Raw genomic sequence first — 25,315 nt, 5'->3', positions numbered from 1 at the left:
ACAACAATGCCCCGCCTGCATGGCTCTTACCGTCTGCCTGCCTCCCTGCTGTCCCTCTCCTGCCTGATGGGGTCATGCGGCATGAGCCTCGGCCTCGCCACGGCCCTGTCAGGCTCACTATCCACCGCCAGAGCCGCCACAGTGACAGGCACGACCACGACCTCCCCAGCGGCCAGCAAAAAGACACAGGCCCGCAAGAGCACATCCACAACCCGCCACAGGCCCCATGCCATCAATGCCAGATCAGCCGAACATCTGACTGTCCACCGGACAAACACACCGCTGAAACGGGCACGGGCCAGCACCTCACCGGTGGATATCGTCACGGCACAGCAGCTCCAGCGAACGGGGCAGCTGAACGTGGCGGAAGCTCTGGCCCGCATCAATCCGTCCATCACCATCAGTGCAGCAGGGTATGACGCCTCGGCCCTGACCTCCTCCATCCGCCTGCGGGGGCTGAACCCCAACCACACGCTCGTGCTCGTCAACGGCATACGCCGCCACACCACGGCGAACATCAGTGCCGACAGCGGGCCGGAGGAAGGCTCCAGCCCGGTGGACCTGAACATGATCCCCCCGGAAGCCATCGACCATATCGAAATCCTGCGGGACGGTGCCGCCTCCCGCTACGGGGCGGACGGGCTGGCCGGTGTCATCAACATCGTGCTGAAAAAGGACGTCAGAAGCTCCGACATTGATGCCCAGACAGGCGCAAATGCCTATAACGGCGATGGCTGGCAGTACCAGTTCGGCTTCGACAAGGGCCTCGCCCTGGGCGAGGACGGGTACGTCAATCTGGCCGGGCAGATGTACCATACCGACCATTTCATCCAGAAAGGTCTGGACGTCCGCACGAACCGTTATGACGACCCGGCCCTCAGCCTTGCCGAGGAAACCCGCCAGACCCTCAGCCTCAATTTCGGCAAGCATTTCACCCAATCCCTGGAAGGCTACGGCTTTGTCACCTATGCCCACCGTCACGGTGAAGGCTTCCAGGATTACCGGACGCCGGACACGTTCCCGCAATATTATCCCGACGGATTTTCTCCCATCGAGGCCATGGAGGAACAGGACTACGCCGTCACACTGGGGCTGAAGGGCCGCCTGCCTGCCGGGTTCCACTGGGATGCCAACACGACATACGGGGCCGATGATGACCACATGACCCTGAAGAACAGTGGCAGCCCGGCCTATTATGCCGATTATGGCACATCCCCCACGAAGGTCCGGACGGAACGCTTCAAGAACGAACAGTGGAACAACACGCTGAACATCAGCCGCAGGTTCGCCTTTGCTCCCGGCCGCTCGCTGGACCTCTCCTTCGGCGCCCAGCACAGGCTGGAGAAATACACCATCGGGGCCGGTGAGCCTGCCTCCTACTACAAGGGTGGTCTCCAGGGCTTTGCGGGCCTGATGCCGCAGAATGCGGGATCATGGACCCGCAACGTCTGGGCGGGCTACATTGATGCGGACTTCCACCCGCTCCGGCATCTCGATGTCGATTTCGGCGGGCGGTATGAGCATTATACCGATTCCGGCAATGCCGAGACGGGCAAGATCGCCGCCCGGTATGACGTGACGAAACGCTTTGCCCTGCGGGCCACCATCAGCAACGGCTACCGTGCTCCCACCCTGCTGGAGCAGCATTACAGCGTGCTCAGCGTCATCCCCAACGGGGCCTCGGCCAGTCTGCCCGTCAATTCCGCAGCGGCCAGCTCCCTCGGTGCCCAGCGGCTGAAGGCGGAACGCTCCACCAACGCCAGCGGCGGCATCGTGCTGGAACCCGTCACGAACCTTCATGTCTCGGCTGACGTGTACCAGATCAACATCCGCAACCGCATCTCACCGGGCGGCAGCTTCCAGGGCAGTGCGGCAGAAAATGCCATCGCCCTGATGGGGGCCTCCCTGCCCGGCGGGCTGGACCCGGACAACGTCACGGCCACCTACTTCACCAACGGGGCCAGCACCCGCACGCAGGGGCTGGACATCATGGCCGATTACGCCCTGAAGCTGCACCGCTACGGGTCACTCAATCTCAGCCTGGCCCTCAATCTGAACCGCACCCGCATCCACCATCTCAACACCTATGCGGACGGATCGCCCATCCTCAATGCCCAGCAGATCGGCTACCTCACCACGGCGTCACCCCGCAGCAAGATCGTTCTCAACGCATACTGGAAGCTGAACCGCTGGAATGTGAACCTCCGCCAGACACGCTATGGCGAGACGGTCAACAACGTGACCTATCAGGACCAGGCCCCGGCGGCCCTGCAATATTCGCAGAGCCAGTTCCACCGCTTCGTGAACACACCTGCCTGGCTGACGGACCTTGAGGTCGGCTTCCAGGCCACGAAGCGCATCCATCTGGCCGTCGGCGGGAACAACCTCTTCAACGTCCGGCCCCGCCGGATGCCGCTGGAAAACTCCTACACCGGCTCACTGTTCTACGACAACAATTCCGCCGGTATCCCCATGACGGGCGGCTATTACTACGGGCGCATCAACATCAGCCTGTAACCCCGGAGACAGGCACGGACCACGACAGGGCAGACCACCATGTTCTCAGCGATCGAGCAGCACACCATCCACCCCATCCCCGCCTCGGACAGGCGGGGCCGCCCGCGGGACCAGTTCACCATCTGGTTCAGCACCAACATGACGCTGCTGACGGTCGTGACGGGTGCGCTGGGGCCGTTGCAGTGCCACATCTCCTTCACCCTAACGGCCCTCGCTTTCCTGCTTGGCAGCCTGCTCGGGGCTGTCTTCATGGCCCTTCATGCCGTGCAGGGGCCACGGCTTGGGGTGCCGCAGATGATCCAGAGCCGGGGGCAGTTCGGTGCATGGGGGGCCATGCCGGTCATCCTGATGGTCGTCGTCATGTATGTCAGCTTCGTCGCCTCCAACTGCGTGGTGGGCGGCGATGCGCTGCGGAGTGTCCTGCCCTCGCTGGGAGCACATCCGGCCATCCTCATCATGGCCGTCCTCAGCCTGCTGCCCTGCATCATCGGCTACCGGACGATCGAGATATTCTCCTCGGCGGTTTCCTTCATCACGACGGCCGTCATCCTGCTCTGCTTCTTTGTCGGGCTGGCGAGCCTGCCACACGGGCAGGCCTTTCTGGCAGACATGCACGGCTCCTTTGCCGGGTTTCTCCAGGCCTTTTCCATCGCCGTGCTCTGGCAGATCGCCACGGCTCCCTATGTCTCCGATTCCTCACGCTACCTGCCGGATGAGAAGGCCAGCTATCCCCGCATCTTCCTCGCCTGTTATGGCGGCACGATCGGCGGAACCTTTCTGGCGATGGCAGCGGGGGCCTTCCTCAGTGCCGCCACAGGGCTATCACCCGCCGTCGCCATCACCCACATGACGGGACCATGGGCAGGGCTGATCATCCTCGTCCTGGGGCTGTCCATCGCCTTCGCCAATGCCATGGACCTCTACTGCTGCACGCTCTCCCTCATCACGCTGCTGCACAGCTGCCGCACCAGCTGGCAGCCACGGGGGCGCAGCCGCCTCATCATCACCCTGCTGATCATCCTGACAGCCACGGCGATGGCCCTTTTCATGGCGAAGTCCTTCAATGCCGCCTACAGCGCCCTGCTGGACCTGCTCATGGCCGTCATGATCCCGTGGACAGCCATCAACCTTGCGGACTTCTACCTCATCCGCAAAGGGGACTATCATGTCCCATCCTTTTTCGAACGGGATGGCGGGGTCTATGGGCTTGTGAACGGCCCGGCCCTGTTCAGCTACGGGCTGGGGATTCTGGCGGAAATTCCCTTCCTGAACCTGTCCTTCTATCATGGCCCGCTGCTGGAGCGGCTGCATGGCGTGGACATCTCATGGCTGACGGCCCTGCTCGTCTCCACGCTCAGCTATCTTCTGCTGGCACGGTACGGAAAAGCCCACCACACCCAACAACCGGGCGGATGAAGAGACGACCTTCTGATTTTCAGGGGAAAGACTGGAGCGGATGAGGGGAATCGAACCCCCGTATGCAGCTTGGGAAGCTGCCGTTCTACCATTGAACTACATCCGCTTCGTGGGGCCTCTTATACCGGCTGGCAAAACCCTGCGCAATCCCCTTTCCATCATATTTTCCAGCAGAGTATCGCCCTTCCCCGAACATCTTCCGGCGAACCGTGACCGGTTCTCCTTGACGCCCCCTTCCACCGGGCGCATAGTCGGGGTGTGGCGTTGCTGGATGGTAACCCACCCTCGTGATTTGATAGGCCGGCTTGCGGCGAGGTAAAAGAACATGCGCTAAAGAGGCCCTGTTTCTCTCCCGCAGAATCAGGACTTCATACGGCCTCCATCCTAATCGGGCAGGCCGCCGGGTGGTCTGCCTCTTCAGCTGGAGGAACCCATGCCCTCTACCGACCAGTCCTTCCTCTCCTCCTGCCGCACCGACACGCGTCTGCTGCACGAGGCCCGCAACCGCACCGAACATGGTGAAACGTCGGACGCCATCTTCCCGACCTCCGGTTTTGTCTATGACAGTGCAGAACAGGCCGAGGCCACCTTTGAAGGGACGATCCAGCATCTTCAGTATTCCCGCTATGGGAACCCCACGGTTGATGCGCTTCAGGACCGGCTCGCCCTGCTCGAAGGGGCCGAGGCCTGCCAGACGACATCCACCGGCATGGGGGCCGTCTCCTGTGCCCTGCTGGCCCAGCTGAAGGCCGGTGACCGTGTCGTGGCCAGCAGTGCGCTCTTCGGCTCCACACACTGGCTGCTGGACTCGCTGCTGCCCGGCTATGGCATCGAGACCGTCATGCTGGACGGCACCGACCTCAAGGCCTGGGAGGAGGCCCTTTCCAAACCCACCCAGGCCGTGCTGATCGAAACCCCCTCCAACCCGATGCTGGATGTTCTGGACATCCGCCACATTGCCGACCTTGCCCACAAGGCGGGGGCCATCTTCATGGTGGACAATGTCTTCGCCACACCTGTCGGCCAGAAGCCGCTGGAACTCGGGGCGGATGTCGTCATCTACTCCTGTACCAAGCATATTGACGGTCAGGGCCGTGTGATGGGCGGGGCCATTCTGGGCAGTCAGGAATGGATCACCGGAACACTCCAGCCCTTCGTCCGCAATACAGGCAACACGCTGTCTCCCTTCAATGCCTGGGTGCTGTCCAAGGGGCTGGAAACGCTGCGCCTGCGTGTGGAGGCCATGGCCCGCAATGCCGCCCGCCTTGCTGACGCCCTGAGCGAACTGCCCGGCATCACGTCCGTCCGCTATCCCGGCCGCAAGGATCATCCCCATGCCGACCTTGCCCGGAAACAGATGAGCAATGGCGGAACACTGGTGGCCTTCAGCGTCGCCAATGGCAAGAAAGGGGCGTTTGCCTGCCTCAACGCTTTCCGGCTCATTGCCATTTCCAACAATCTGGGGGATGCCCGCAGCCTTGCCACCCACCCCGCCACCACCACCCACCGCAAGCTGACGCAGGAACAGCGTGATGCTCTGGGCATCACGGATGGGTCCATCCGCTTCTCGGTCGGGCTGGAAGATGTGGAGGACCTGATCGAGGACCTGCGCCGTGGGGCCGAAGCCGCCCGGCAGGCAGGCTGAACGACCCGGCCTGCAAGCCCGTCCCCGCACTCCCCGTGAACGGGACGGGCGGCCACGACAGGTCAGACATATGAAGACATTCCAGAATACCAGTAAGGGAAAATCCGCCGCTCCTGACAGAATGACCTGACAAATCCCCATAATGATTCTAGTAAAGGCCCATGTCCGATAATTCCCTCCCCCCGGAAGGCCCGATGGCCGAGACGGAAACCCTCGAGATGGAGCCCATCACGTCCCTGCCCGCCTTTACGGCCCATACCGGCGACGTGACCGTGAATGTCCGCCCTTTCTGGGTTGATGAACATTCCGACCCGGAAGAACACCGTTATGTCTGGCTCTATCATGTGCTGATTGAAAACAGAGGCAAGGAGAGCATCCAGCTTCTCTCACGCAGCTGGACCATCACGGATGATCGGGGTGGGCGTGAAGACGTGCATGGTGAAGGCGTGGTGGGCGAGCAGCCCGTCATTGCCCCAGACAGCAGCTATCAATATACATCCGGAGCTGAACTCAAAACACCGAGCGGCTTCATGGAGGGCCTCTACCACATGGTCACCCCGGCCAGCGGCCATCGTTTTGATGTCACCGTGCCCGTATTCAGTCTGGACAGTCCCCATCACATGGGCATGACCCACTGACGGACAGCAGAAAAGGACCCGCCATCTTGAACGCCCCTCATGCCCGCCCGAAACACAGACGCATTGCCGCCCTTCTTCTGGCGGCGGGGCGTGGGCGGCGGTTCTCTGCCGGTGCCCCGCAGGAACAGGCCAGCATAAGCAAGCAGTTCCATCTTCTGGCCGGGCAGCCGGTCATCCGGCACGCCGCCATGGCCCTGCTGCCGCATGTCGATGTCCTCCAGCCGGTTGGCAGCGACCCGCTCCTGCCCGAGGCCCTGGCAGGGCTGGATGTCCTTCCCCCGGTCGAGGGCGGAGCCGAACGGCATGACAGCGTGCGGGCCGGGCTGGAGGCCCTGGCAAAACTGCCCGAGCCGCCTGATGTCGTTCTCGTGCATGACGGGGCCCGCCCCTGCGTCCCGGCTGCTGTCATCACCCGTACCCTTGAGGCACTGGAGACCCATGAGGGTGTCATCCCGGCCCTGCCTGTCAGCGACACGCTGAAGAAGGTGGAGAATGGCCTCATCACCGGGACGGTCTCACGGGAGGGCCTCTGGCGTGCCCAGACCCCGCAGGGCTTCTCCTTCCCGCTGCTGCGGGACCTGCATGCCCGGCACCGCACCGCCCTGACCGATGATGCCGGCCTGCTGGAGGCGGAAGGCCACAAGGTGGCGATCGTCATGGGTTCGGAAGACAATATCAAACTGACCGTTACGGAGGATCTGATGCGGCTTGAACGTGTAATTGAGGACCAGAAGACCCAGCCTGCGCAGGCTCCCGTTCTGCTGCCCCGTGTCGGTCTGGGCTATGATGTTCATGCCTTTGCCGAGGGCCGCAAGCTCATCCTCTGTGGCATCGAGATTCCCCATGAAAAGGGCCTTGCCGGTCACTCCGATGCCGATGTGGGCATCCATACACTCTGCGACGCCATCTATGGTGCGCTGAATGAGGGCGACATTGGCCGTCACTTCCCCCCCACGGATGAGAAATGGCGTGACATGGATTCCGCCCGCTTCCTCATCCATGCCGGAGAGCTGATCCGCTCCAAAGGAGGAATGCTGGTCAATGCGGACCTGACGATCATCTGCGAGCGCCCGAAGATCGGCCCTCATGCCAAGGCCATGTGTGCCCGTCTTGCCGAGCTGCTGAAGGTCAGTCCCAGCCGCATTTCCGTCAAGGCCACGACTTCCGAGCGTCTGGGCTTCACGGGGCGGGAAGAAGGCATCGCCGCCACGGCTGCCGTCAGCATCATGGTGCCGGACAGCGGGGAGTAAGACGCTCCCTCCTTCCGCAGGGCCAGTCATGAGAAAGCCCCTCCAGAGACCCGTTCTGGAGGGGCTTTTCCGTTCCATGAAATCACGCTTCCTGTCCGGTCAGGCTGCTTTCACCCGCCCCTGCGCCAGATTCAGGAAACGGAGCGCATCGGCAATGTCCGTGTTCCGCTTCTCAAGCAGTGTGGCGAGTTCCCTGTCGTGGCCCCATTTTTCCAGCTGACGGTATTCGTCGGCGTGGGCAAGGTGCACGGCCTCGTCAAAGCTGACCACGTCATGCACCAGAGCCAGCGGCAGAAGCAGGCTGCCCATGATGGGCACCATGACACCCAGAGCCGTCAGCTGGGCAGGCTCCAGCTGCGACAGGTAATGCGTCAGGGCCTCGCCATAGGCGGCAGGCTGCTCCAGAGGCATGAGACCATCCGTCATGGCCGGATGCAGCCCCTGTTCCGCTGCCCAGGCCCGGATGCGGGCCGTCACGGCATCATCCTGCGCCACGCTCCGGTAGCAGAGATTGTCATCAATGCCATAAGCGCGCAGGGCGGCTTCCATCGCTGCACGATCGGGCAGGATGCGCTCGATATGACTGCCCGCCATACGGGTCAGGACCAGATCATCCGGGGTGAACTGGGCACCCTCGGCAATCTGACGCCATTCTTCCGCAAGGGCCTCTGCCAGAGCAGGAGATGACACGGCCAGGGCCGTTCCGGCAGGCAGCTTCACGGGCCTGCCATCCAGCAATGGTCCCTGCTGGCCAGACTCACCGACTGGCCCCACTGTCACCTGTTTCCAGAAACGCCTGTGCAACTGTGCCATGACACTGCTCTTCCTTCCTGTCAGTTGCCACCAAGACCAAGGGCCCGGAGAATACCGCCTGCCCCGCCAGAATGGCCATCATCCCGTGCAGGCAGGGCCAGACCCTTCTGCCCGCCACGAGCCTGCTGGACAGCATGAGCACAAGCATCACTGCCAAAACGGGCTGTATCCAGAACAGCCTGATCCTTGTCCTGCGCTCCTATATGAACCGTGCCATTCTGCCCTGAAAGGGCCAGTGGTGTGGAAAAATCCGCCCCTACAAGCGTGACATGCGGCATGAGCTGGAACGTGTAGCTCATGTCACCCAGCTTCATCGTCCCCTGCCCGATGAGGGAAAGATGCTTCACCTCCAGAGCCATGTCACTGAAATGTGCCTGACCATGCCCGAATGTCGCCGTCCCGGCAAAGCAGCGCAGCCCCATCGTGCCAGAACCCAGCTTGAGGAGACTGGCCGCAGGACCTGCCAATGGTGCCAGAACCTCCCTTTGGACACGGCCATCCACAAGGGACAGGCCCATCTGGCCATCCAGGGCCTGCCACAGGGCCTCAGGCTGGGCGCCTTCCGTCCCGAGAGCCCCTTCCAGCTGCACAGGTCCCTCAAACATCACAGGCTGCCCCAGCAGGCTCTGTACCCAGCTGGCCGGCAGAATGAATGGATGCGCCTTCATGCCCATCCGCAGAGGGTCAGCCGTGCCATCCAGCACAACCTCACCCGCAAGCGGCACGTCCTGCACGCTCCCTCCCAGCACGGAAAGACTCAACCGCCCCTCCAGCCCCAGAAGATGCAGATGCAGCCCCTGATAGGCGATGCCTGCCACATGGAGCTGATCTGCCGTCATATCCACATCGAACGGTCGCCCCGCCATGCTTCCGAACCACTGCGTCAGCCGGATCTCAGACGCCTTTCCTTCCGCGGGGGCCACCTCTGGCGGCCGGGATGCCTGCGCAGCATCACCGGGCTCTCCCTTGCCCGCAGCGGGCACAGGCCCCGCCTGCACTGTCGGCTCGGCAGCAGGTGTGAGCGACGCGGAAGAGACACGCTCCCCCTCCAGATGGATCAGATGCAGTTTGCCCACAAGCCCCGCATCCGGCTGCATGGGCAGGTCCGCCGACAGGTTTCCGCCCGCTTCCTGACTGTCAAACACCACATCCTGAAGCGACAGGGAAGAAAGGCCTGCATCCTTCACCGGCCCCAAGACAAGCTGCCCCTTCACATGACCATCATGCACCAGCAGGCCCGGAATTCCCCTGATGTCAGGAAACTGGAACAGGGCTGCCTGGCCGGAAAAAGCCAGCGTACTGCCCTGCCGCCCGGCCTGTCCCTGAAGGTCGAAAGACACATTGTCCTGTCTGGCATCCGTTCTGGCGGCATCACCCCGGCTGAACAGGCTGGATAATGTTCTGTCCTGCCCCTGCACGTTCAGCTTCAGCCCGACAGATGCCGGGATACGGCCCAAAAGAGCAGACTGTGCCCTCTGCAAACTCTCTGCCTCACCATGAAACAGCCAGGCATAACGCCCCCAGGCAGCCTGCCCCTGAAGGACAAATGGTGCCTGCGCACTGTCAGCATCAATCTGGATGTCGCTCAGCTGCAGCGGTGCCGCCACATGCCACATGCCCGCAGGCAGGGTCGCACTGCCCAAATGGGCATGAACCTGATCCAGCACCAGACGCCGGGGCAGATGCAGCAGGGCATCCGTCAGAGCCATGTCCGTTCCGTTGCTGGCAGCCACCATGTCATCATCACTGTGGAAGCGGACTGTCCCCTCAAGCTGCCCCAGATCAACCGGCATCGCCCGTGAGAGCAGATGCCGCAGGCCCCGCAGGGATGTCCAGCGACCGGACAGCGTGAAATTCACACCTTTCAGCCGGTGGGCGTCCCGCATGAGGCCATCAAGCGTGGCATGGTCCTGGTGCTCGCCGGTCCCCAGCGTCAGCCCCAGGCTGAAAGCCCACGGGTCTTTCTGTCCGGCAGACGCAGAGAGAAGCTGATGGAGAGGGCCAAGCCGTCCCCGCAGCGTAAAAGGCGTGTGCCCATATGTGCCCCGCAGATCCACCCACGGGCTCACACTGCGCATGCCCGCCATCTCCAGACTGGCCAGATGAAGGTGGCCTCCTTCCGGGACATGACTGTCCGACAGATCATCCTGCCATGAGAGTTCAGCATCAGTCAGATGCAGCCCTCCGAAGCTGACCTTCCAGCGGGGGGTGACGGCATCACCGGCCACAGGCGCTGCGACCCTCTGATCCTGCGAGATTACAGGGAGCCACGTGGAGCACTGTTTCTCGCTGGCCCGATGCAGCATGATGCCCGCGCCCCTCACCGTGAATTCCTGAAAGGAAATCTCCCGGTTCAGTATCGCCAGCAGAGACAGGTCCGCATGGACGGACCGGGCCGCCACGAAGGGCGTGCAGCCCGGTCTTGTCAGTACGACATTTGTTGCCTGAAAAGACGGCCATGGCAGCAGCTGGAAAGACGTTTCCCCCATCTTCAGCTCCAGCCCCGTCTGCTGCTGGAAGGCCTCCGTGACACGCTGCCGCAGCCTGTTCTGGTCTATCAGAAACTGCGGAGCAAGGCTCACGCCTGTCACCACCACCACCAGCCCGATCAGGATTGCTGCCAGCTTTTTCATCTGCCTGTGTCCTCGTTTTCTCAGGCGGCCAGGTCCCCCTGCAAAGGGCCAGCCGTCCCTGTCAGTCTTTCACCGTGTCCGGCGTGGTGCTGGTGTGTCACCAGCAATGAAACCCAGCGTCTGGAACGTCTCACGCATATGGGGCGGCAAGGGAGCCGCCACCTGCAACCTTCCCCCCGCCGGATGAGGGAACTCCAGCATCCTTGCATGGAGGTGCAGCCTGTCCGGGAAACCCTCCACATGGGCCGTTTCGCCCCCATAGCGGGGATCACCCAGAATGGGCGTGCCCAGACTCTCCGTATGGACACGCAGCTGGTGCGTCCGCCCCGTCCAAGGGGACAGGGCCAGCCAGCTGAAACGCTTGCCTGTGGCATCCAGCGTCTCGTAAGAACTCTTGGCACTCATCGCATCCTCTTCCCCACGGGAGACAGGCACGATAAGCGAGGCACCCCCAGCCCCGACCTTGGCCAGAGGCTGGTCGATCACACCTTCAGCAGGGCTGGGCCGCCCGACAACCACCGCCCAGTAGGTCTTGCTCACCTCACGCCCCCGAAAGGCCGCTGCCAGTTTTGCCGCCACACCAGGCGTGCGGGCCAGCAGCAGGATGCCGGACGTATCACGGTCAATGCGATGCACGAGGCGGGGCTTGTCGCCTCCCTCCGGCCTCAGCCCCTCCAGCATCATGTCCACGTGTACGGTGATGCCGGGGCCACCCTGTGTTGCCAGTCCGGACGGCTTGTTCAGCACGATGAGATGGTCATCCTCATAAAGGATCATGTCCCGCAGCTGCTGGACGAGTTCCGGGTTGGGCGGTGGCGGCGGGGCCGGGCGGCTCTGGTCCGGCAGAGGGGGGATACGGATGCTCTGGCCGGGATTGAGCCTTTTATTGGGCTGCACCCGCCCTCCATCAACCCGCACCTGCCCCTTGCGGCACAGCTTCTGCAACCCACCCTGTGTCAGGTTGGGATAATGACGGCGAAACCAGCGGTCGAGACGCAGATCGGCCTCATCTTCGCTGACAATACGATTCTCAACACTCATGACTGGCGAGATGCCCGTTTCTGCGCCAGCATGTCCAGCCGTTTCCTGATTCTTTCTTCAAATCCACGGTCGACCGGCCTGTAAAGCGTCACCCGTTCCATGCCGTCGGGGAAGTAGTTCTGGCCGGAAACACCATCCTCGCAGTCATGATCGTATTCGTAGCCCTTCTTGTAACCCAGCTCCTTCATCAGGGCTGTCGGAGCATTGCGGATATGGGCCGGAGGCATGAGGCTGCCCGTCTGCTTCGCCAATGCCCTGGCCTCATTATAAGCCCGATACACTGCGTTGGACTTGGAGGCGACCGCCAGATGGACCACAACCTGCGCCAGGGCCACCTCCCCCTCTGGAGAGCCGAGCCTCTCATAAGCCATCGCTCCGGCCTGTGCCAACGGCAGGGAGGTCGGATCAGCCTCGCCAATATCCTCACTGGCAAAGCGGACGAGACGGCGGGCAATGTAGCGGGGGTCTTCCCCGCCTTCCAGCATACGGGCGAACCAGTAAAGTCCCGCATCAGGGTCACTCCCCCGCAGGGATTTGTGCAGAGCGGAAATCAGATTGTAATGCTCGTCCCGGTCCCTGTCATACAGGACAGGCCGCCGGGACAGGGACCGGGCCAGCTCCTCCGGCCCCAGCGGGCGGGTTCCATCCTTCGTCAGGGAAAGAAGCTGCTCGACCATGTTCAGCAGATAGCGCCCATCCCCATCCGCCATGGCCCGCAGGGAGGCCCGGCCCTCATCCGTCAGGGGCAGGGTCCGCTCCGTGGCCGTTTCGGCCCGCACAAGAAGCTGCTCCAGCGCAGCATCATCCAGCCTGTGCAGGACAAGAACCTGACAGCGTGACAACAGGGCAGAGTTCAGCGTGAAGGACGGATTCTCGGTCGTGGCTCCCACCAGCACGACCGTTCCCCGTTCCACATAGGGCAGAAAGCCATCCTGCTGCGCCCGGTTGAAGCGGTGAATCTCATCCACGAAGAGCAGCGTGCCACGCCCGGTGGCCTCGGCCTTGCGGCGGGCTTCATCAAAGGCTTTTTTCAGATCCGCCACACCGGAAAAAACAGCGGAAATCTTCGTGTAAAACAGTCCCACCCGTTCGGCGAGCAGCTGGGCAATGGTTGTCTTGCCGCATCCCGGCCCACCCCAGAGAATCAGGCTGGACAGATGGCCACTTCCCAGCATCCGGGTCAACGTACCCTCCGGCCCCAGAAGATGGACCTGCCCCTGCACCTCATCCAATGACTGCGGACGCAGACGGTCCGCCAGCGGCTGGGTGCCCGCAGCACGGCGTGACGGAGAGGACTCTGACCGACGTGCCCCCTCCTCATGCCGGGAAACACCACCCGATGAGGAACCCCCAAAGAGATCCGGCATGGTATCCGACATCATCATCCCTCCTGCCTTTCCCACCACTGCCAGACCCGGCAGCCTCTCATTCGAACAGACGCCGCAGCCCACCGGGCAGCAGGGCGGAGAAAGGGTTAACATGCATCTGTGGCTTGGCCAAACTGCCATCCAGCCTGTAGGTCATGGCCATGATGCCACTTCCCTTCCGGGCCCCGAAAAAACTGCCCGCAGCCTGATTGATCCCAAAGAATGGCGAGATGGTGCCCTGCATCTGCATCATGGCCTGCCCGAAATCCATCTGCCCTTTCATCGTCACCCCCAGAATGGCATTGCCGGCCCGCGCCTCTGCCAGATCAAGCCGCTCCCCCGCTACCCGGAAGGACGCCCGCAACTGGACATCTTCAAACTGTTTGCGGGAAATCTGCCCCCAATGCAGAGGGGCAGCCAGCGTGGCAATGACAAGAGCCGTCGGCGGATTTTTCAGCGTCAGATGGTCCACGGCCAGCGTGCCATCAAAGGGCGGCAGCCCCAGTCCCAGCCCCATGGTACGCTCGGCACTGGTCACATGCGCATCGGCCGCCACGGGCTGGCAATGGCCCTGGAGGTCCACCGTGCCACCAGCCAGCTGGCCATACACACCAAGAGACGCCAGAATCCTGCCCAGATCAGTAGCAATGAGCCTTACATCCAGCACGCCTATCCGTCTGGAATCCTGTGCGAGATCAAACGTGAGGGACGGCTGGGCCACATGCAGGAAAGCCCCCTGCACCCGCTGCGCTGCCCAGCGAAGGTTGGCTGACACATGGCTGGCTGTCTGTTCAGCTCCATAGATCACCCTGTCAGCCCGCAACCCGATAGCCCATATCCCCTCCGGCAGGATGGATGCCTGGCTGGCGCTGCCGGGTGCCCGTCTGACCTTTTTCTCCACGGGATGAATAGGCTGTGAGCGTGACTTTCCGGTGGCCGGATGCCCGAACCAGGGGGTCAGGTCCAGAGTACTGGCCTGCACGGATATCTGGTACCGCCGGTCATCCGCCGTTCCGTCCCGCACCGGCCAGTCCATCACGGCACTGCCGCTCGTCCGTCCAAACTGGAAATGGGTGAGGTTGATCCCTCCCAGCTGACCAGACCTCATGCGCCCTTCTGCCTGAAGGGCCAGCTGGGGACCATGGGCGCGAACATCATCCAGACGGATCATCTGCCCATCCTGCCATGTCACTCCTGCCTGCAAGCCCGCAGGGACACCAACAGGCTTGTGCCAGAAACGGGCCCGGACACCCAAACCTCTCAGGTCCACCTGCACCGAGGCAGTCCCCCGACTATGGCCGGGGCCCCCACCGTACTGGCTGTAGACAACATGCCCCACGCCACTGCCCTGCATGATGGAGTCCTGCGCCAGCCCCGCCGGAACCCCGAGACTGCGCAACTCCTTTGCCCCCAATGAGGCCTGCAGATCTGCTTTCAACATCAGGCGTCCCGGCACATTGGCCTGAAAACTGTCAAACAAGCTGCCCGTCATCATCACGCCACGGAACCGGGCACCTCCCTTCACGGCAAGTCCGGCTTCACTGACCGAAAAGTGCCCATTCCCCTGCTGTATCCGCCCCAGGGACGGCAGAGCGAACCAGATGTTCTGGAAATCAAACTCTGCCCCATATCCCACATCCTTCATCAGAAGGTGACTGTTGAGCGGCAGCTTCAGCGAGAGCGTGCCTTTCAGCATCCCGCCCGTATTGGCTGGATTGACCGGATGACGGGACAGCAGATTGAGCCGTGGATAGGAAAGGACCGCCACAAAAGCTGACAGGGGACCTTCCATCCCCAGCGAGAATTCACCTGTCTGCTCCCGCTTGAGAAGATCACTCAGAACAATATGCCCCGTCGGTACGGTCACCGAGCCCCCTCGACCATCCGCAAGATGACCATGCTGCACGTCGATCAGCAGACGGTCATCATCCACAAAATGGGCGTAGGCATCCTCCCCCGTGACCTGTGGCATACCCTCCATCCATGTCACGCTCAGACTATGGCCTGTCAGTTCACCCCCCAGCGCCCTGACATCCAACCCGTCGAGACCGGTATTGCTGGTAAAATCAAGCTGAAGATGCAGATTCTCACCACGTCCTGCCGTCATGTTGGTGGTCATCCAGCGACGGGCTCCACGGGCTGTGCCATCCGGCCAGACACTCGCCAATGTGGCAAAATCGAATGTTGGCACATGGCCATCCACCAACAGCTCCACATCCTTTGGCCTGTCCAGATGATCCAGCCGCCCATGGGCATCAATGATGAAAGGGACCGTCCGCCCCAGGGAGTCCAGTGCCGCAAGCTCCGTATGCAATGCCAGAACCAGGGGGGCCTGCTGGCCAGCCTCCGCAGGGTCCAGATGGAACGATACCTTCCCCGATGAGAGACGGAACGGAATGCGGCCAGGCCGGTCAATCTCGCCAGCTCCAGCGTCCACCTCCCCTGCCATGTGAGCAAAATGGCCGACCAGTCCATGCCCCTCCAGAATCCCTTCCAGATGAAACGCCAGAGGCATGTTCGGGATGCCCATGCCTTTTTTCCCGGCTGGCGACAGCGGCAGCCAGGCCGCCAGAGCCGGAAAACGGACCGGAGAAACAGTCAGCTGCCAGCGTGTCCGTGCCGCTCCGTCGGGAGCCATGTCACCTGCCAGATGGACCGTGGCCTCCTCCTGCCCTGCACCCAGCCCGCCCCCCTGGAGGGACGCCTCCATCCGCCCCTGCCAGCCGGTCTGCCTGTCATGATCCGCCTTCAGTTCCGGCAGGGTTACAATGAGCGAAGAATCCGGTGCCGTCTCATCCCTTATGGTCAGCCTGATATCCTGAAGATCAAGATGCCAGGGCATGATGGCAGCCAGAGGTGGCAGAGTGCCTCCACCCGGATGCTGCGCCCCGGGCTTCACACCGCCCAGGCTGACATGACCCTCCGCATCCCGGAACGCCACAAGGCGCAGCCCCCGGACATCCAGCGACCGCAGGCCCACCTGCCCATGCAGCAGGCTCGCAAGCCGGAAAACAACCCCGACATGATCAAGCTGCTGTTCCGGCACTTCGGCAGCCACCTCATCAGCCCCCCCGCCTTCTGGAAGGGCACGATACCGGACACCCTCAAGGCTGAGCAGAATCTTGGCCGAATGACCGTTCTTTCCGGGTTTCCACGACAGGGCCATGCGCTCCCAGTGGAGACGCCCCCCACCAGCATGGGTCAGGGCCCCTCCCCAACGATGGGACAGCCCCGTCACATCCAGAGGCCCCTGGGCCAGCCGTCCCAACAGCAGGGCCACCGCCAGCAGCAGCCCCACCAGCGGCACCAGAAGCCCCAAGGCCACACGGCGCAGGATTGTCTGCCATGTCATGTCCACGATACCCCGGATAAAGAGACATCCCGTGATGTCCTGAAACAGAAAAACAGGAGAGCGGCTGCCCGGAACAGACCGGAGACTGGCGGAAACCGGCTGTCAGAGCCGGGACAGAGCCTCCTGCACCCATGCCACATGCTTGGCGGGGCTGACCTTCCGCTTGAAAGCGACAAGACGCCCTTCCGCATCGACCAGAAAGGAGCTCCGCTCAATCCCCATGAACTCCCGCCCATAGAGCTTCTTCTTCACCCACACGCCATAGGCTTCGGCCAATGCATGATCGGGGTCTGACAGCAGGGTGAAGCTGAGCGCCTGTTTCAGAATGAATTTTTCCAGTGCTCCCACACCATCGGGACTGACACCCAGCACACGCAGACCATCCCCACCGGGGATACGCAGCTCGGCCAGATGGTCACGCAGATCGCAGGCCTGAGTGGTGCAGCCCGGCGTGGAAGCCCGTGGATAGAAATACAGAAGATAGGGCTGCCCGCGGAGGGCATGGCTGCTCACCCTCTCCTCGCCTGTGGGGCCCATCCCCGCCAGATCGAAATCGGGCACCGGGGCCCCCACGGCCAGCCCCTCACCGGAACCTGAAACCTTTTCTGCCTGTGTCATGCTTTTACTGCTCCGCACTGTTGGGCTGGTCACCATGGGAGACACTGCCATCTCCCACCGAATCATCAGGGCTGTGTGGCTGATCCGGCACGCTGCTGCCCTCACCCCCGGTACGGGCGGCACCATGCGCCGTACCATCCAGTGGAGCATCCGGAACGGGACGGGCCTGTGCCGGCTGGGATGCCGACCTGCCCTTGAGGAAGGGACTGACCCTCTGAAACCCGGCAGGCGGCTGGAAACGGTCTGCCGGAATGTCCTCATACCGCACGGACACGGCCTGAAGATGGCCCTGAAGACCATCAGCATCCACACCATCCTCGGCGAGGATGAGGCCATCCTCCGTCACGCAGGCCGTTGCCTTGCCACGAGGGCTTTCAATGGCCCATTCCCGGCAAGGCACGCCAGCAACCTGCTTCATCCCGCCAGCATGGTAGGTCATATCCAGACTGAGCAGGAACGTATTGTGCAGCCCATGCATGGGACGGAACTGGATGTAGCGCCTCTCCTGCATGCTGACGAGCGTCATGATCTGGTTGGGGCGGTCCAGAATGGTGGCGCTCTGCCCATCATCAGGATCAATCCGCAGCCGGTCACCCGAAGCAGCAAAAGAAACCGCCACCTGATGCTCCGGCCCGGCTTCCTTCCCCTTGCCCGGCAGCACTTCTGTCTGGAACCGGTAGGTCACCACGGCATCCCGCATCGGTGCCAGAGGGGGATGATCCGCTGGCGCAGCGGCTTCGGCAATGCCACAGGCCAGCACGGCAGCCCCAAGGGCCGCCAGCACTGTCCCCCCGGCCCGCCGCGCGACCTTATCCCGCCCCGGCATGACTTCCCTGATACACCACTGCATCCGCACGTCTTCCTCCATCTCCATCCATGACCGGCGCCGGACACCGCCCAGCCTGCAAACGGGCAGAAGCATATCAGACCATGACAGCAGGGCCAGAGAGAAATTGGTTACCTTTCTGCCCGCCCGGCAGAGCCCTGCACCATGGCCTCCAGTTCCGGCCCCAGAGCAGCAAGGCTGACATCTCCAGGCCATCGGGCAGGCTGCTGCATGGCCGCCGCAAGCTGCTGCCTGTAAGCCGCAAAGGGCACTCCCACACAGCCAAGACTGGCCAGATGCGGGGTGACGTACTGCGTATCCAGCAGGCCATATCCCCCCTGCCGCAGGGCCGCCATCAGATGTACCAGCGCTATCTTGGACGCATCCCGCACATGGGACACCATGCTCTCCCCGAAGAAGGCACCATGCAGGGACACACCATAGAGCCCCCCAAGAAGCGCTCCGCTCTCCCTGTCCCGGACCTCCACGGAATGGGCATGGCCCAGACGGTGCAGCTCGCCATAAAGCTGGCGGATGCGCCCGCTGATCCATGTTTCCGGCCGGGAGGGCGTCAGGCGGGCGCAGGCCTGCATCATGCCATCGAAATCCTCATCACTGCACAGGCGGTACTGCCCGGCCATGACGGTCCGCATCAGCCGCCGGGGCAGGGCTGGTGCCTCCAGGGGAATGATCCCCCGCTCCTGCGGGCAGAACCATTCCAGCTCATCGCTCTGCTCATCCGGTGCCATGGGGAACAGACCTTCCCCATAAGCACGCAGAAGCAGGTCAGATGTGATAGGCTCCATCAGATAATCTTTCCCTACAGAGAAGCCGAATCATGTCCAGCCAGTCTCCCTCACGCCCTTCATCGCAGACCTACATCTATACGATCGCACTGGCCCTGTCCTTCCTTCTTCAGCTGGTCTGGCCTGCATTGACTCCCCTCATGGGTGTCGTGCGCGTTTTTGCCCTCATGGGTATTCTCGTCTTCGGACCACTGGAGCTGTATCAGCTCTACCGCATGGCCCCACGCTGAAAACGCCACCCGGACAGAAAAACAGAGGGGCGGCCCCTGCCGGAGTCCGCCCCTCTGAAAGCCGTGCAGACAGCCCTGCTCACGCTTCTGCGCTGCGACCTCGATACGCCTCGGCGGCATCCCGCACAGCAGCCCCGTGCAGGCGCTCCAGCCTGCGGATGGTGAAATGGGCCTTGGCCAGAGCCCGATAATGAGCAAGGAAGGCCGAGTTGATGGCCGCCCCGCACAGAGCCCCGGCTACCGGCACCATCTGGGCTGCCAGCTTGCGGGACAGGGCCATGCCATAATGTCCCGCCACCTCGGCCATCAGCATCACAAGCGGCTGGCCACGCATCAGGCCACGGGCAGCGAAAAAGCCCAGCTCCCCCTCGCCTTTCTGCTCCCCCATGCTCCGCAGGGCGAAGACTTCCAGACAGGCCCGGCGTGTCTCCTCGCTCCGCAGGTCTTCACCATTTTCCTGAGCGATGGCGGCAATCTCCCGCATGATGGCCAGCGTGGTGAACCCGACATCCGGCACCATGCTGGCAAAGCCACCAAAACCACCCGCCGCACCGGAAACCGCCACGGCGGCCTGGATCAGATTCTCACGCCGTGCCCCGGCCCCACCTGCCTTGCGGTCCAGACCAAGAATGGCCAGACGGTAGGCCTGGTCCAGCGCAGAACTGGCCAGCTTCTGGAGTTTTTCCTGAAGGCCCGGCGCCAGAGACAGGCCCTGCAACCCCATATGGGCTGCCCGGCCCACAGCACCACCCATCAGGTCACCCAGACGGGCCAGCGTGCCCCGACCTTTCTCCACCCCATCCAGCACGGCATGGAGCTGGGACAGGGCTTCTGCATCAAGATCATGGGACAGGAAACTCGCACTGGGCACATGGTCCTTACGCTGTTCCGTCATGGTCTGAATCTCCTCATTTCCAGAGCGGGCCACCACAGCAGGGGGCCGGGTCCATCGTTACTGCGCTTTTTCCCACTGGCCCTTGCGGGTCAGATAGGCGAATTCTTCCTCTGTCACCGGGGCAACAGAAAGGCGGGACTGCTTGAGCAATGCCATGCTTTCCAGAGCCGGGTCAGCCTTGATCTCCGCAAGCGTGATGGGGGAGCGAAAGGCTCCATCGGCCTTCACGTCCACGCAGACCCAGCGGGGATCATCCGCCGTCGGGTCCGGAAAGGCTTCCCGCACGACCTCGACCACACCGACGATGCGCTTTTCCGTCACGGAATGGTAGAACAAGGCCCTGTCCCCGCACTTCATGGCGGCAAGATTGTTGCGTGCCTGGTAGTTCCGTACGCCGGTCCACGGTTCGACATCATTCTTCACCTGCTCATCCCATGAGAAAGAGGCCGGTTCCGATTTGATCAGCCAGAAGGCCATGCGTCACAATCTCCCTGTTTTCCGGGGCGGCACTCCCGGTTTTTCCGCTCCATCTGTCCACGGCCATATCGTGTGTGGCCAGCCACTCTACAATGCCTGACTTTGAGGCTTTTTCAAAGCGGGAGCTTCCCGGAACGTCTGCCGCCATGATGACACCATTTTTCATTTCTCTTCTTTCCGTGAAGCCGCCATACTTGCCCCATGTCTTTTTCCACCTCCCCCGCACCATCCGGACGATGGACAGGCAGCCCGGCCCGATTCCTGCATGTCACCCGCCCCATGGCCCTGCCCTGCCTGCTTGTCGGGCTGGCGGTACTGGCTGCCGGTCTGATCTGGGGCCTCGGCTTCGCCCCGGCAGACTGGCAGCAGGGCGAGACGGTGCGCATCATGTATCTGCATGTCCCCATGGCGTGGCTGGCTTCTGCCGGTTACGTGCTGCTGGCTGCCTGCGGGCTTCTGTCCCTCGTCTGGCGGCATCCGCTGGCCGGTATCGTCGCCCTCGAAGCCGGACCGCTGGGAGCCACGGCCGCCGCCCTGTGCCTGATCACCGGGTCGCTCTGGGGCAAGCCGGGCTGGGGGACATGGTGGGTCTGGGATGCCCGACTGACCTCCATGCTTGTGCTGTTCTTCCTCTATCTCGGACACATCCTGACCATCCGGGCCTTTGACGACCCCGTGCGGGGCCAGAGGGCCGCTGCCCTGCTGGCTCTGGCCGGTGTGGTGGACCTGCCCATCATCAAGTTCAGCGTGCAGTGGTGGAACACCCTGCACCAGCCCGACAGCATCACCCTGACCGGTGCCCCCACCATGGCCATGAGCATGTTCTGGCCCCTGCTCGTCTGCACGGCAGGCTTTACACTGACGGGAACGGCCCTGCTCCTCATACGCTGCCGGGCCGCCCTGCTGGAGCGCCGCACCCAGGCATTGGCCCTGCGGGACATCTCACCATGACCGCACCCGCCTTCTGGCCCCCGCACTGGGGGTTCGTGCTGGCCAGCTACGGGCTGGTCATCGTCATCCTGGCCGTGACGGTCAGCAGCAGCCTGCTCCGCCTTCGCCGGGCCAAACGGCGGCTTGCCCTCATGCAGCGTCTCCAGCAGAAAACGGCAAATCTGCCTGCCGGACAGGAAAGGGATTAACAGCCCGCCCTCGTGTCTTTAAACGGGAACGGTATGTCTGCGTCATTTCCCCTCACCCGCCGCAAGGCCGGACGTTTCTGGATCATCCTGGCCTGCCTGCTCTGCCTAGGTGGGGCGGTCGGGCTGGTTCTCAATGCGCTTTCCAGCACCATCGTCTTCTTCATGGCTCCTTCACAGGTGCTGGCCCATCCGCCGGCACCAACCCGGACCATCCGGCTGGGCGGCATGGTCGTGGCCGGGTCCCTCCATACTGGCAGGGCCTCCGACGACACGCCAGAGGCCCGCTTTGACGTGACGGACGGGCAGGCTGCCGTCACCGTGCAGTATAGGGGCATCCTGCCGGACCTGTTCCGGGAAGGGCAGAGCGTGGTGGCTCTGGGCCGGTATGATGGCCACGGCTTCACCGCCAGCGAGGTTCTCGCCAAGCATGATGAAACCTACATGCCCAAAGAGGTTGCCGATGCTCTCCAGAAAAGTGGCCGGTGGGACCCCCGTTTCGGCCCTCCTCCCAATGCCGCCGACTGGAACAGCATGACCGTGCCCCACCCGGACACGCCTCCCGGGCCAGGGGCCGCACCGTGACATGACCATGCTGGCCACCATCTTCTGCCCCGAGGGCGGGCATTTTGCGCTGGCTCTGGCCTGTGCCCTGGCCCTCATGCAGGGTGTCCTGCCGCTGGCCGGTCTCCGCCGGACGGACAGCCCCCTGACGGCCCTGGCCCGCCCTCTGGCCCTCAGCCAATGTCTTGCCCTGCTTTTCGCATGGGCCTGCCTCGTCACCGCCTCTCTGGGCAATGATTTTTCCCTGAAACTCATTGCCGAAACCTCGGCCATCAACAAGCCGTGGGCCTACAAGATCGCCGGTCTCTGGGGCAATCATGAGGGTTCCCTCCTGCTCTGGGTCACGCTGCTGAGCCTCTGGTGTGCAGGGCTGGCCCTTCTCCCCGGCCAGAGTGCCGCCCGGCCGGAAGGGCTGCCCCTCCGCCTGCGGGCACGGCTTCTGGCCCTGCTGGGACTGGTGGGAGCTGGCTTCCAGCTCTTCTGCCTGACGACCTCCAACCCCTTCCTGCGGCTCTGGCCCGTTCCGGCCGACGGGATGGGCATGAATCCGCTCCTTCAGGACCCCGGCCTCGCCGTGCATCCCCCGCTGCTCTATAGCGGTTATGTCGGCTTTGCCGTGCCCTTCGCCTTTGCCATCAGTGCACTGCTGGACGGCAGGGCTAATGCGCTCTGGGCCCGCCACATGCGCCCGTGGGTCATCAGTGCCTGGGCCCTGCTGACGCTGGGAATCACGCTCGGGTCATGGTGGTCCTATTCCGTGCTGGGATGGGGGGGATACTGGTTCTGGGACCCGGTGGAAAATGCCGCCCTCATCCCATGGCTGACGGGCACGGCCCTGCTGCACAGCGTTCTGGTCGTGGAGAAACGCAATCTGCTGCACGTCTGTTGCCTGCTGCTGGCAATTGCCACCTTTGCCTTTTCCCTCTCCGGGACGTTCCTCGTCCGGTCGGGCATTCTCAATTCCGTCCATGCCTTCGCCAACGACCCGGCCCGGGGGCTGTTCATTCTGGGGCTTCTGGGCCTGTATGGCGGCGGCAGCCTGCTGCTCTTCGCCATCCGTGCTCCTGCCCTGCCCACCCCGCAGGCAGGTTTCTCGCCCCTCTCCCGTGAGAGTGCGCTGCTGCTCAACAACATCCTGCTCTGCACGCTCTGCGCCGTCGTGCTGACGGGGACGCTCTACCCCCCCTTCATGCAGCTGCTCTTTGGCCGCACCCTCTCCGTTGGCAAACCCTTCTTTGACGCCACGACCATTCCGCTCACCCTGCCACTTCTGGCCGTCATGGGGGTGAGCATGGCCCTGCCATGGCGACAGACCAGAGCGGACAGGCTCCTGCCCCGTCTGGCCCCGGCCCTGCTCATCACGGCCGGAAACATCCTGCCCGCCTTCTGGCTGTTCCCCACACCACTGGCGGCCCTGTCGGCCCTGCTGGCCCTGTGGGTCATCAGCGCCGCCCTCTGTGACCTGATCCTCCGTCTGCGTGGCCTGCCTGAAGGCAACCGCCAATTGCACCGCCTGCCCCGCAGTCTCTGGGCCGCCAGCCTGGCCCATGTCGGCGTGGGGGTGACCATCCTCGGTCTCTGCGGCATGGCGGGCAGCCAGGAACGCCTCATAGAGGCCAGACCCGGCACCCATGCCACGCTGACCGGGCGGGACTGGGAACTGACCGCCCTGACCGCCCATCACGGCCCCAATTATGAGGCCGTGGAAGCACACCTGACCATCCGCCATCACGATGCCCACGGGCCGGTTCTCACCGAACTGACGCCAGAGATCCGCCTCTTCCCCCGGCAGGGGCAGCGTACACTGCATGTCGCCATCCTCCACCGCCCGCTGGAAGACCTCTATGCTGCCCTTGGCAGCGTGAAGGAAGAGCGTGACCCACAGGGGCAGAGCCATTACAGTGCCATCCTGCGCCTGCATGAAAATCCTCTGGCCTCATGGATATGGCTGGGCGGCATCATCATGGCCCTTGGCGGGGGGCTGCATCTGCTCCCCTCACGGCGGCGTCCGAAACCGGTGGAAGGGAAGCTCAGATCATGCCGCTGACACGCCGCCATCTTCTGGCCGCCCTGCCCGCCCTGGGGGCTGCCGGGCTGGGACTTGGATTCATCAGGATGCTTCATGGACTGGATCGGGGGCAGTTTGATCCCAGAGCCATCAACACCCCGCTGACGGGCCAGCCCGTGCCGGAGTTCCCCGCCCTCTCCTCCCTGCCCGGACAGGCCGGGCTGACCCGGGAAGATTTCAGGACCATGACGCAGCCGGTCCTGCTGTCTGTCTGGGCCTCATGGTGCCTGCCCTGCGTGGAAGAAATCCCGTTCATCAGCCAGCTTGCCGCCTCCCTCGCCGCTCCCCGGAAGAAGCGTGATGCACCGCTGGCCCTCTGGGGCCTCTGCTACAAAGACCAGCCCGCCAGTGCCGCCCGCTGGCTGGAACGGGCAGGCCAGCCTTTCACCCGGCTTGGTCTGGATCAGGATGGACAGGCCGCCATTGAATGGGGCGTGACCGGCGTGCCGGAAGCCTTTCTCATCATGCCTGACCCGCAGATGGGCGGACGGATTGTCTGGCATGGAACGGGTGGCCTGACGGAGGCGGTCTACCAGACCCGTGTCGTTCCGCATCTGGAGGCAGCACCATGAGGCTGGCCGTCACCCTGCTCCTGCTGCTTCTCGTCAGCCCGACCTGTCTGGCCGTGGACACGCCGGATGAGATGCTGTCTGACCCGGCTCTTGAGCGGAAGGCCCAGCAGATCGGCCAGCAGCTCCGCTGCCTCGTCTGCCAGAATGAAAGCATCGAGGAAAGTTCTGCCCCTCTGGCCAGGGACCTGCGCCATGCTGTCCGCCAGCAGCTCCAGCAGGGACATACGGCAAAAGAGATCAGGGCCTGGATGGTCCAGCGATACGGAGAATTCATCCGGCTTCGCCCCGCCTTCTCGCCAGCCACGGCGCTGCTCTGGCTCATGCCCCTGCTCGGCCTCATGGTGGCCCTGCTTCTGGCCTGCCGTTTCTGGTACCGTCCCGCTCCGCCACCGGCACCCCTCACACCGGAAGAACGCCGCACTCTGGACAGCCTGCTGAAAAAGGACTGACC

General features: G+C 63.2%; 22 protein-coding genes, 1 tRNA gene and 1 riboswitch. Of the genes, 12 read left to right on the top strand and 11 right to left on the bottom strand.

The features are described 5' to 3' along the window. Positions 1-66 precede the first annotated feature (66 nt). Both DTI93_RS00670 and DTI93_RS00665 read left to right on the top strand, forming a co-directional pair. Entirely contained in the window at positions 67-2,517 is a 2,451-nt protein-coding gene (locus tag DTI93_RS00670; protein WP_408902096.1) for a TonB-dependent receptor plug domain-containing protein, read from the top strand. A gap of 39 nt (positions 2,518-2,556) precedes the next feature. Continuing rightward, positions 2,557-3,933 carry a cytosine permease gene (locus tag DTI93_RS00665; protein ID WP_154981639.1) on the top strand — a complete coding sequence of 459 codons (1,377 nt, stop codon included), beginning with the start codon at positions 2,557-2,559 and terminating at the stop codon, positions 3,931-3,933. Positions 3,934-3,965: 32 nt separating this feature from the next. Here DTI93_RS00665 and DTI93_RS00660 read toward each other — a convergent pair. Next, positions 3,966-4,039 (bottom strand) — tRNA-Gly (locus DTI93_RS00660). A 168-nt stretch (positions 4,040-4,207) separates the two neighbouring features. Then, positions 4,208-4,288, top strand: a riboswitch (SAM riboswitch). A gap of 78 nt (positions 4,289-4,366) precedes the next feature. Between DTI93_RS00660 and metZ the strand changes: the two genes are divergently transcribed. The 3 genes from metZ (at position 4,367) to ispF (ending at position 7,466) form a co-directional block, all read left to right on the top strand. Further along, complete coding sequence (gene metZ, locus DTI93_RS00655) at positions 4,367-5,578, top strand: O-succinylhomoserine sulfhydrylase (RefSeq protein WP_043560889.1); 1,212 nt, start codon at positions 4,367-4,369, stop codon at positions 5,576-5,578. A 161-nt stretch (positions 5,579-5,739) separates the two neighbouring features. After that, positions 5,740-6,216, top strand: coding sequence for a Co2+/Mg2+ efflux protein ApaG (gene apaG, locus DTI93_RS00650; RefSeq protein ID WP_154981641.1), 477 nt, complete (start codon positions 5,740-5,742; stop codon positions 6,214-6,216). A 26-nt stretch (positions 6,217-6,242) separates the two neighbouring features. Next, positions 6,243-7,466, top strand: a complete 1,224-nt coding sequence (ispF, locus tag DTI93_RS00645) for a 2-C-methyl-D-erythritol 2,4-cyclodiphosphate synthase (protein ID WP_052349156.1) — start codon at positions 6,243-6,245, stop codon at positions 7,464-7,466. Between the two features lie 99 nt (positions 7,467-7,565). Here ispF and DTI93_RS00640 read toward each other — a convergent pair whose 3' ends face one another. From DTI93_RS00640 to aat, 8 genes are all read right to left on the bottom strand, one after another. Continuing rightward, complete coding sequence (locus DTI93_RS00640; protein ID WP_249079327.1) at positions 7,566-8,279, bottom strand: ATP12 family protein; 714 nt, start codon at positions 8,277-8,279, stop codon at positions 7,566-7,568. A gap of 20 nt (positions 8,280-8,299) precedes the next feature. Further along, positions 8,300-10,912 carry an AsmA family protein gene (locus DTI93_RS00635; RefSeq protein ID WP_249079324.1) on the bottom strand — a complete coding sequence of 871 codons (2,613 nt, stop codon included), beginning with the start codon at positions 10,910-10,912 and terminating at the stop codon, positions 8,300-8,302. A gap of 69 nt (positions 10,913-10,981) precedes the next feature. Beyond that, positions 10,982-11,953 (bottom strand): RluA family pseudouridine synthase, encoded by a 972-nt coding sequence (locus DTI93_RS00630; protein ID WP_192847982.1) that lies wholly within the window; start codon positions 11,951-11,953, stop codon positions 10,982-10,984. After that, positions 11,950-13,335: a replication-associated recombination protein A gene (locus DTI93_RS00625; protein ID WP_373364564.1), complete on the bottom strand. Its 1,386-nt coding sequence runs from the start codon at positions 13,333-13,335 to the stop codon at positions 11,950-11,952. The genes DTI93_RS00630 and DTI93_RS00625 overlap by 4 nt, the downstream gene beginning before the upstream one ends. A gap of 43 nt (positions 13,336-13,378) precedes the next feature. Beyond that, complete coding sequence (locus DTI93_RS00620) at positions 13,379-16,672, bottom strand: DUF3971 domain-containing protein (RefSeq protein ID WP_249079322.1); 3,294 nt, start codon at positions 16,670-16,672, stop codon at positions 13,379-13,381. Between the two features lie 102 nt (positions 16,673-16,774). Beyond that, positions 16,775-17,290 carry a peroxiredoxin gene (locus DTI93_RS00615; protein WP_249079320.1) on the bottom strand — a complete coding sequence of 172 codons (516 nt, stop codon included), beginning with the start codon at positions 17,288-17,290 and terminating at the stop codon, positions 16,775-16,777. A gap of 4 nt (positions 17,291-17,294) precedes the next feature. Continuing rightward, positions 17,295-18,212, bottom strand: a complete 918-nt coding sequence (locus DTI93_RS00610; protein WP_249079319.1) for a hypothetical protein — start codon at positions 18,210-18,212, stop codon at positions 17,295-17,297. A gap of 35 nt (positions 18,213-18,247) precedes the next feature. Further along, positions 18,248-18,922, bottom strand: coding sequence for a leucyl/phenylalanyl-tRNA--protein transferase (aat, locus tag DTI93_RS00605; RefSeq protein ID WP_081562935.1), 675 nt, complete (start codon positions 18,920-18,922; stop codon positions 18,248-18,250). Positions 18,923-18,954: 32 nt separating this feature from the next. Here aat and DTI93_RS00600 point away from each other — a divergent pair, with 32 nt between their 5' ends. Then, on the top strand, positions 18,955-19,152 hold the full coding sequence (locus DTI93_RS00600) for a hypothetical protein (protein WP_248630354.1): 198 nt from the start codon (positions 18,955-18,957) through the stop codon (positions 19,150-19,152). Positions 19,153-19,231: 79 nt separating this feature from the next. On the opposite strand, the gene DTI93_RS00595 is transcribed toward DTI93_RS00600, so the two are convergent. Continuing rightward, positions 19,232-20,047, bottom strand: a complete 816-nt coding sequence (locus DTI93_RS00595) for an EcsC family protein (RefSeq protein WP_043561605.1) — start codon at positions 20,045-20,047, stop codon at positions 19,232-19,234. Positions 20,048-20,104: 57 nt separating this feature from the next. Continuing rightward, on the bottom strand, positions 20,105-20,524 hold the full coding sequence (locus DTI93_RS00590) for an EVE domain-containing protein (protein WP_081562934.1): 420 nt from the start codon (positions 20,522-20,524) through the stop codon (positions 20,105-20,107). A gap of 201 nt (positions 20,525-20,725) precedes the next feature. Here DTI93_RS00590 and ccmC point away from each other — a divergent pair, with 201 nt between their 5' ends. The 6 genes from ccmC to DTI93_RS00560 are packed head-to-tail and all read left to right on the top strand — an operon-like array spanning position 20,726 to position 25,313. Continuing rightward, complete coding sequence (ccmC, locus tag DTI93_RS00585) at positions 20,726-21,475, top strand: heme ABC transporter permease CcmC (RefSeq protein ID WP_043560916.1); 750 nt, start codon at positions 20,726-20,728, stop codon at positions 21,473-21,475. Beyond that, entirely contained in the window at positions 21,472-21,663 is a 192-nt protein-coding gene (gene ccmD / locus DTI93_RS00580; protein ID WP_043560918.1) for a heme exporter protein CcmD, read from the top strand. The genes ccmC and ccmD overlap by 4 nt, the downstream gene beginning before the upstream one ends. Positions 21,664-21,696: 33 nt before the next feature. Next, complete coding sequence (gene ccmE / locus DTI93_RS00575) at positions 21,697-22,245, top strand: cytochrome c maturation protein CcmE (RefSeq protein WP_052349160.1); 549 nt, start codon at positions 21,697-21,699, stop codon at positions 22,243-22,245. A gap of 19 nt (positions 22,246-22,264) precedes the next feature. Further along, the gene (locus DTI93_RS00570) at positions 22,265-24,271 is read left to right on the top strand and encodes a heme lyase CcmF/NrfE family subunit (protein WP_408902095.1); all 2,007 of its coding nucleotides are present in this window, start codon (positions 22,265-22,267) and stop codon (positions 24,269-24,271) included. Beyond that, complete coding sequence (locus DTI93_RS00565) at positions 24,262-24,864, top strand: redoxin domain-containing protein (protein ID WP_249079315.1); 603 nt, start codon at positions 24,262-24,264, stop codon at positions 24,862-24,864. The genes DTI93_RS00570 and DTI93_RS00565 overlap by 10 nt, the downstream gene beginning before the upstream one ends. Then, complete coding sequence (locus DTI93_RS00560; protein WP_081562931.1) at positions 24,861-25,313, top strand: cytochrome c-type biogenesis protein; 453 nt, start codon at positions 24,861-24,863, stop codon at positions 25,311-25,313. The genes DTI93_RS00565 and DTI93_RS00560 overlap by 4 nt, the downstream gene beginning before the upstream one ends. The last annotated feature ends 2 nt before the right edge of the window (positions 25,314-25,315 follow it).

Origin of the sequence: Parasaccharibacter sp. TMW 2.1884, assembly GCF_023337695.1 — a bacterium.
GTDB classification, from domain to species: Bacteria; Pseudomonadota; Alphaproteobacteria; order Acetobacterales; family Acetobacteraceae; genus Bombella; species Bombella apis.
The sequence above is the reverse complement of the archived record's forward strand: the minus strand, read 5'-3'. Positions and strand labels throughout refer to the sequence as shown.

Excerpts from the sequence above, each read along its gene's own strand:
- DTI93_RS00595 (WP_043561605.1), bottom strand. The coding sequence starts at position 20,047 with ATGACGGAACAGCGTAAGGACCATGTGCCCAGTGCGAGTTTCCTGTCC.
- aat (WP_081562935.1), bottom strand. The coding sequence starts at position 18,922 with ATGGAGCCTATCACATCTGACCTGCTTCTGCGTGCTTATGGGGAAGGT.
- DTI93_RS00640 (WP_249079327.1), bottom strand. The coding sequence starts at position 8,279 with ATGGCACAGTTGCACAGGCGTTTCTGGAAACAGGTGACAGTGGGGCCA.
- apaG (WP_154981641.1), top strand. The coding sequence starts at position 5,740 with ATGTCCGATAATTCCCTCCCCCCGGAAGGCCCGATGGCCGAGACGGAA.
- DTI93_RS00610 (WP_249079319.1), bottom strand. The coding sequence starts at position 18,212 with ATGCTTCTGCCCGTTTGCAGGCTGGGCGGTGTCCGGCGCCGGTCATGG.
- DTI93_RS00625 (WP_373364564.1), bottom strand. The coding sequence starts at position 13,335 with ATGATGTCGGATACCATGCCGGATCTCTTTGGGGGTTCCTCATCGGGT.
- DTI93_RS00560 (WP_081562931.1), top strand. The coding sequence starts at position 24,861 with ATGAGGCTGGCCGTCACCCTGCTCCTGCTGCTTCTCGTCAGCCCGACC.
- DTI93_RS00665 (WP_154981639.1), top strand. The coding sequence starts at position 2,557 with ATGTTCTCAGCGATCGAGCAGCACACCATCCACCCCATCCCCGCCTCG.
- metZ (WP_043560889.1), top strand. The coding sequence starts at position 4,367 with ATGCCCTCTACCGACCAGTCCTTCCTCTCCTCCTGCCGCACCGACACG.
- DTI93_RS00565 (WP_249079315.1), top strand. The coding sequence starts at position 24,262 with ATGCCGCTGACACGCCGCCATCTTCTGGCCGCCCTGCCCGCCCTGGGG.
- DTI93_RS00630 (WP_192847982.1), bottom strand. The coding sequence starts at position 11,953 with ATGAGTGTTGAGAATCGTATTGTCAGCGAAGATGAGGCCGATCTGCGT.
- DTI93_RS00590 (WP_081562934.1), bottom strand. The coding sequence starts at position 20,524 with ATGGCCTTCTGGCTGATCAAATCGGAACCGGCCTCTTTCTCATGGGAT.
- ccmC (WP_043560916.1), top strand. The coding sequence starts at position 20,726 with ATGTCTTTTTCCACCTCCCCCGCACCATCCGGACGATGGACAGGCAGC.
- ccmE (WP_052349160.1), top strand. The coding sequence starts at position 21,697 with ATGTCTGCGTCATTTCCCCTCACCCGCCGCAAGGCCGGACGTTTCTGG.
- DTI93_RS00615 (WP_249079320.1), bottom strand. The coding sequence starts at position 17,290 with ATGACACAGGCAGAAAAGGTTTCAGGTTCCGGTGAGGGGCTGGCCGTG.
- DTI93_RS00620 (WP_249079322.1), bottom strand. The coding sequence starts at position 16,672 with ATGACATGGCAGACAATCCTGCGCCGTGTGGCCTTGGGGCTTCTGGTG.
- DTI93_RS00600 (WP_248630354.1), top strand. The coding sequence starts at position 18,955 with ATGTCCAGCCAGTCTCCCTCACGCCCTTCATCGCAGACCTACATCTAT.
- DTI93_RS00670 (WP_408902096.1), top strand. The coding sequence starts at position 67 with ATGGGGTCATGCGGCATGAGCCTCGGCCTCGCCACGGCCCTGTCAGGC.
- DTI93_RS00635 (WP_249079324.1), bottom strand. The coding sequence starts at position 10,912 with ATGAAAAAGCTGGCAGCAATCCTGATCGGGCTGGTGGTGGTGGTGACA.
- ccmD (WP_043560918.1), top strand. The coding sequence starts at position 21,472 with ATGACCGCACCCGCCTTCTGGCCCCCGCACTGGGGGTTCGTGCTGGCC.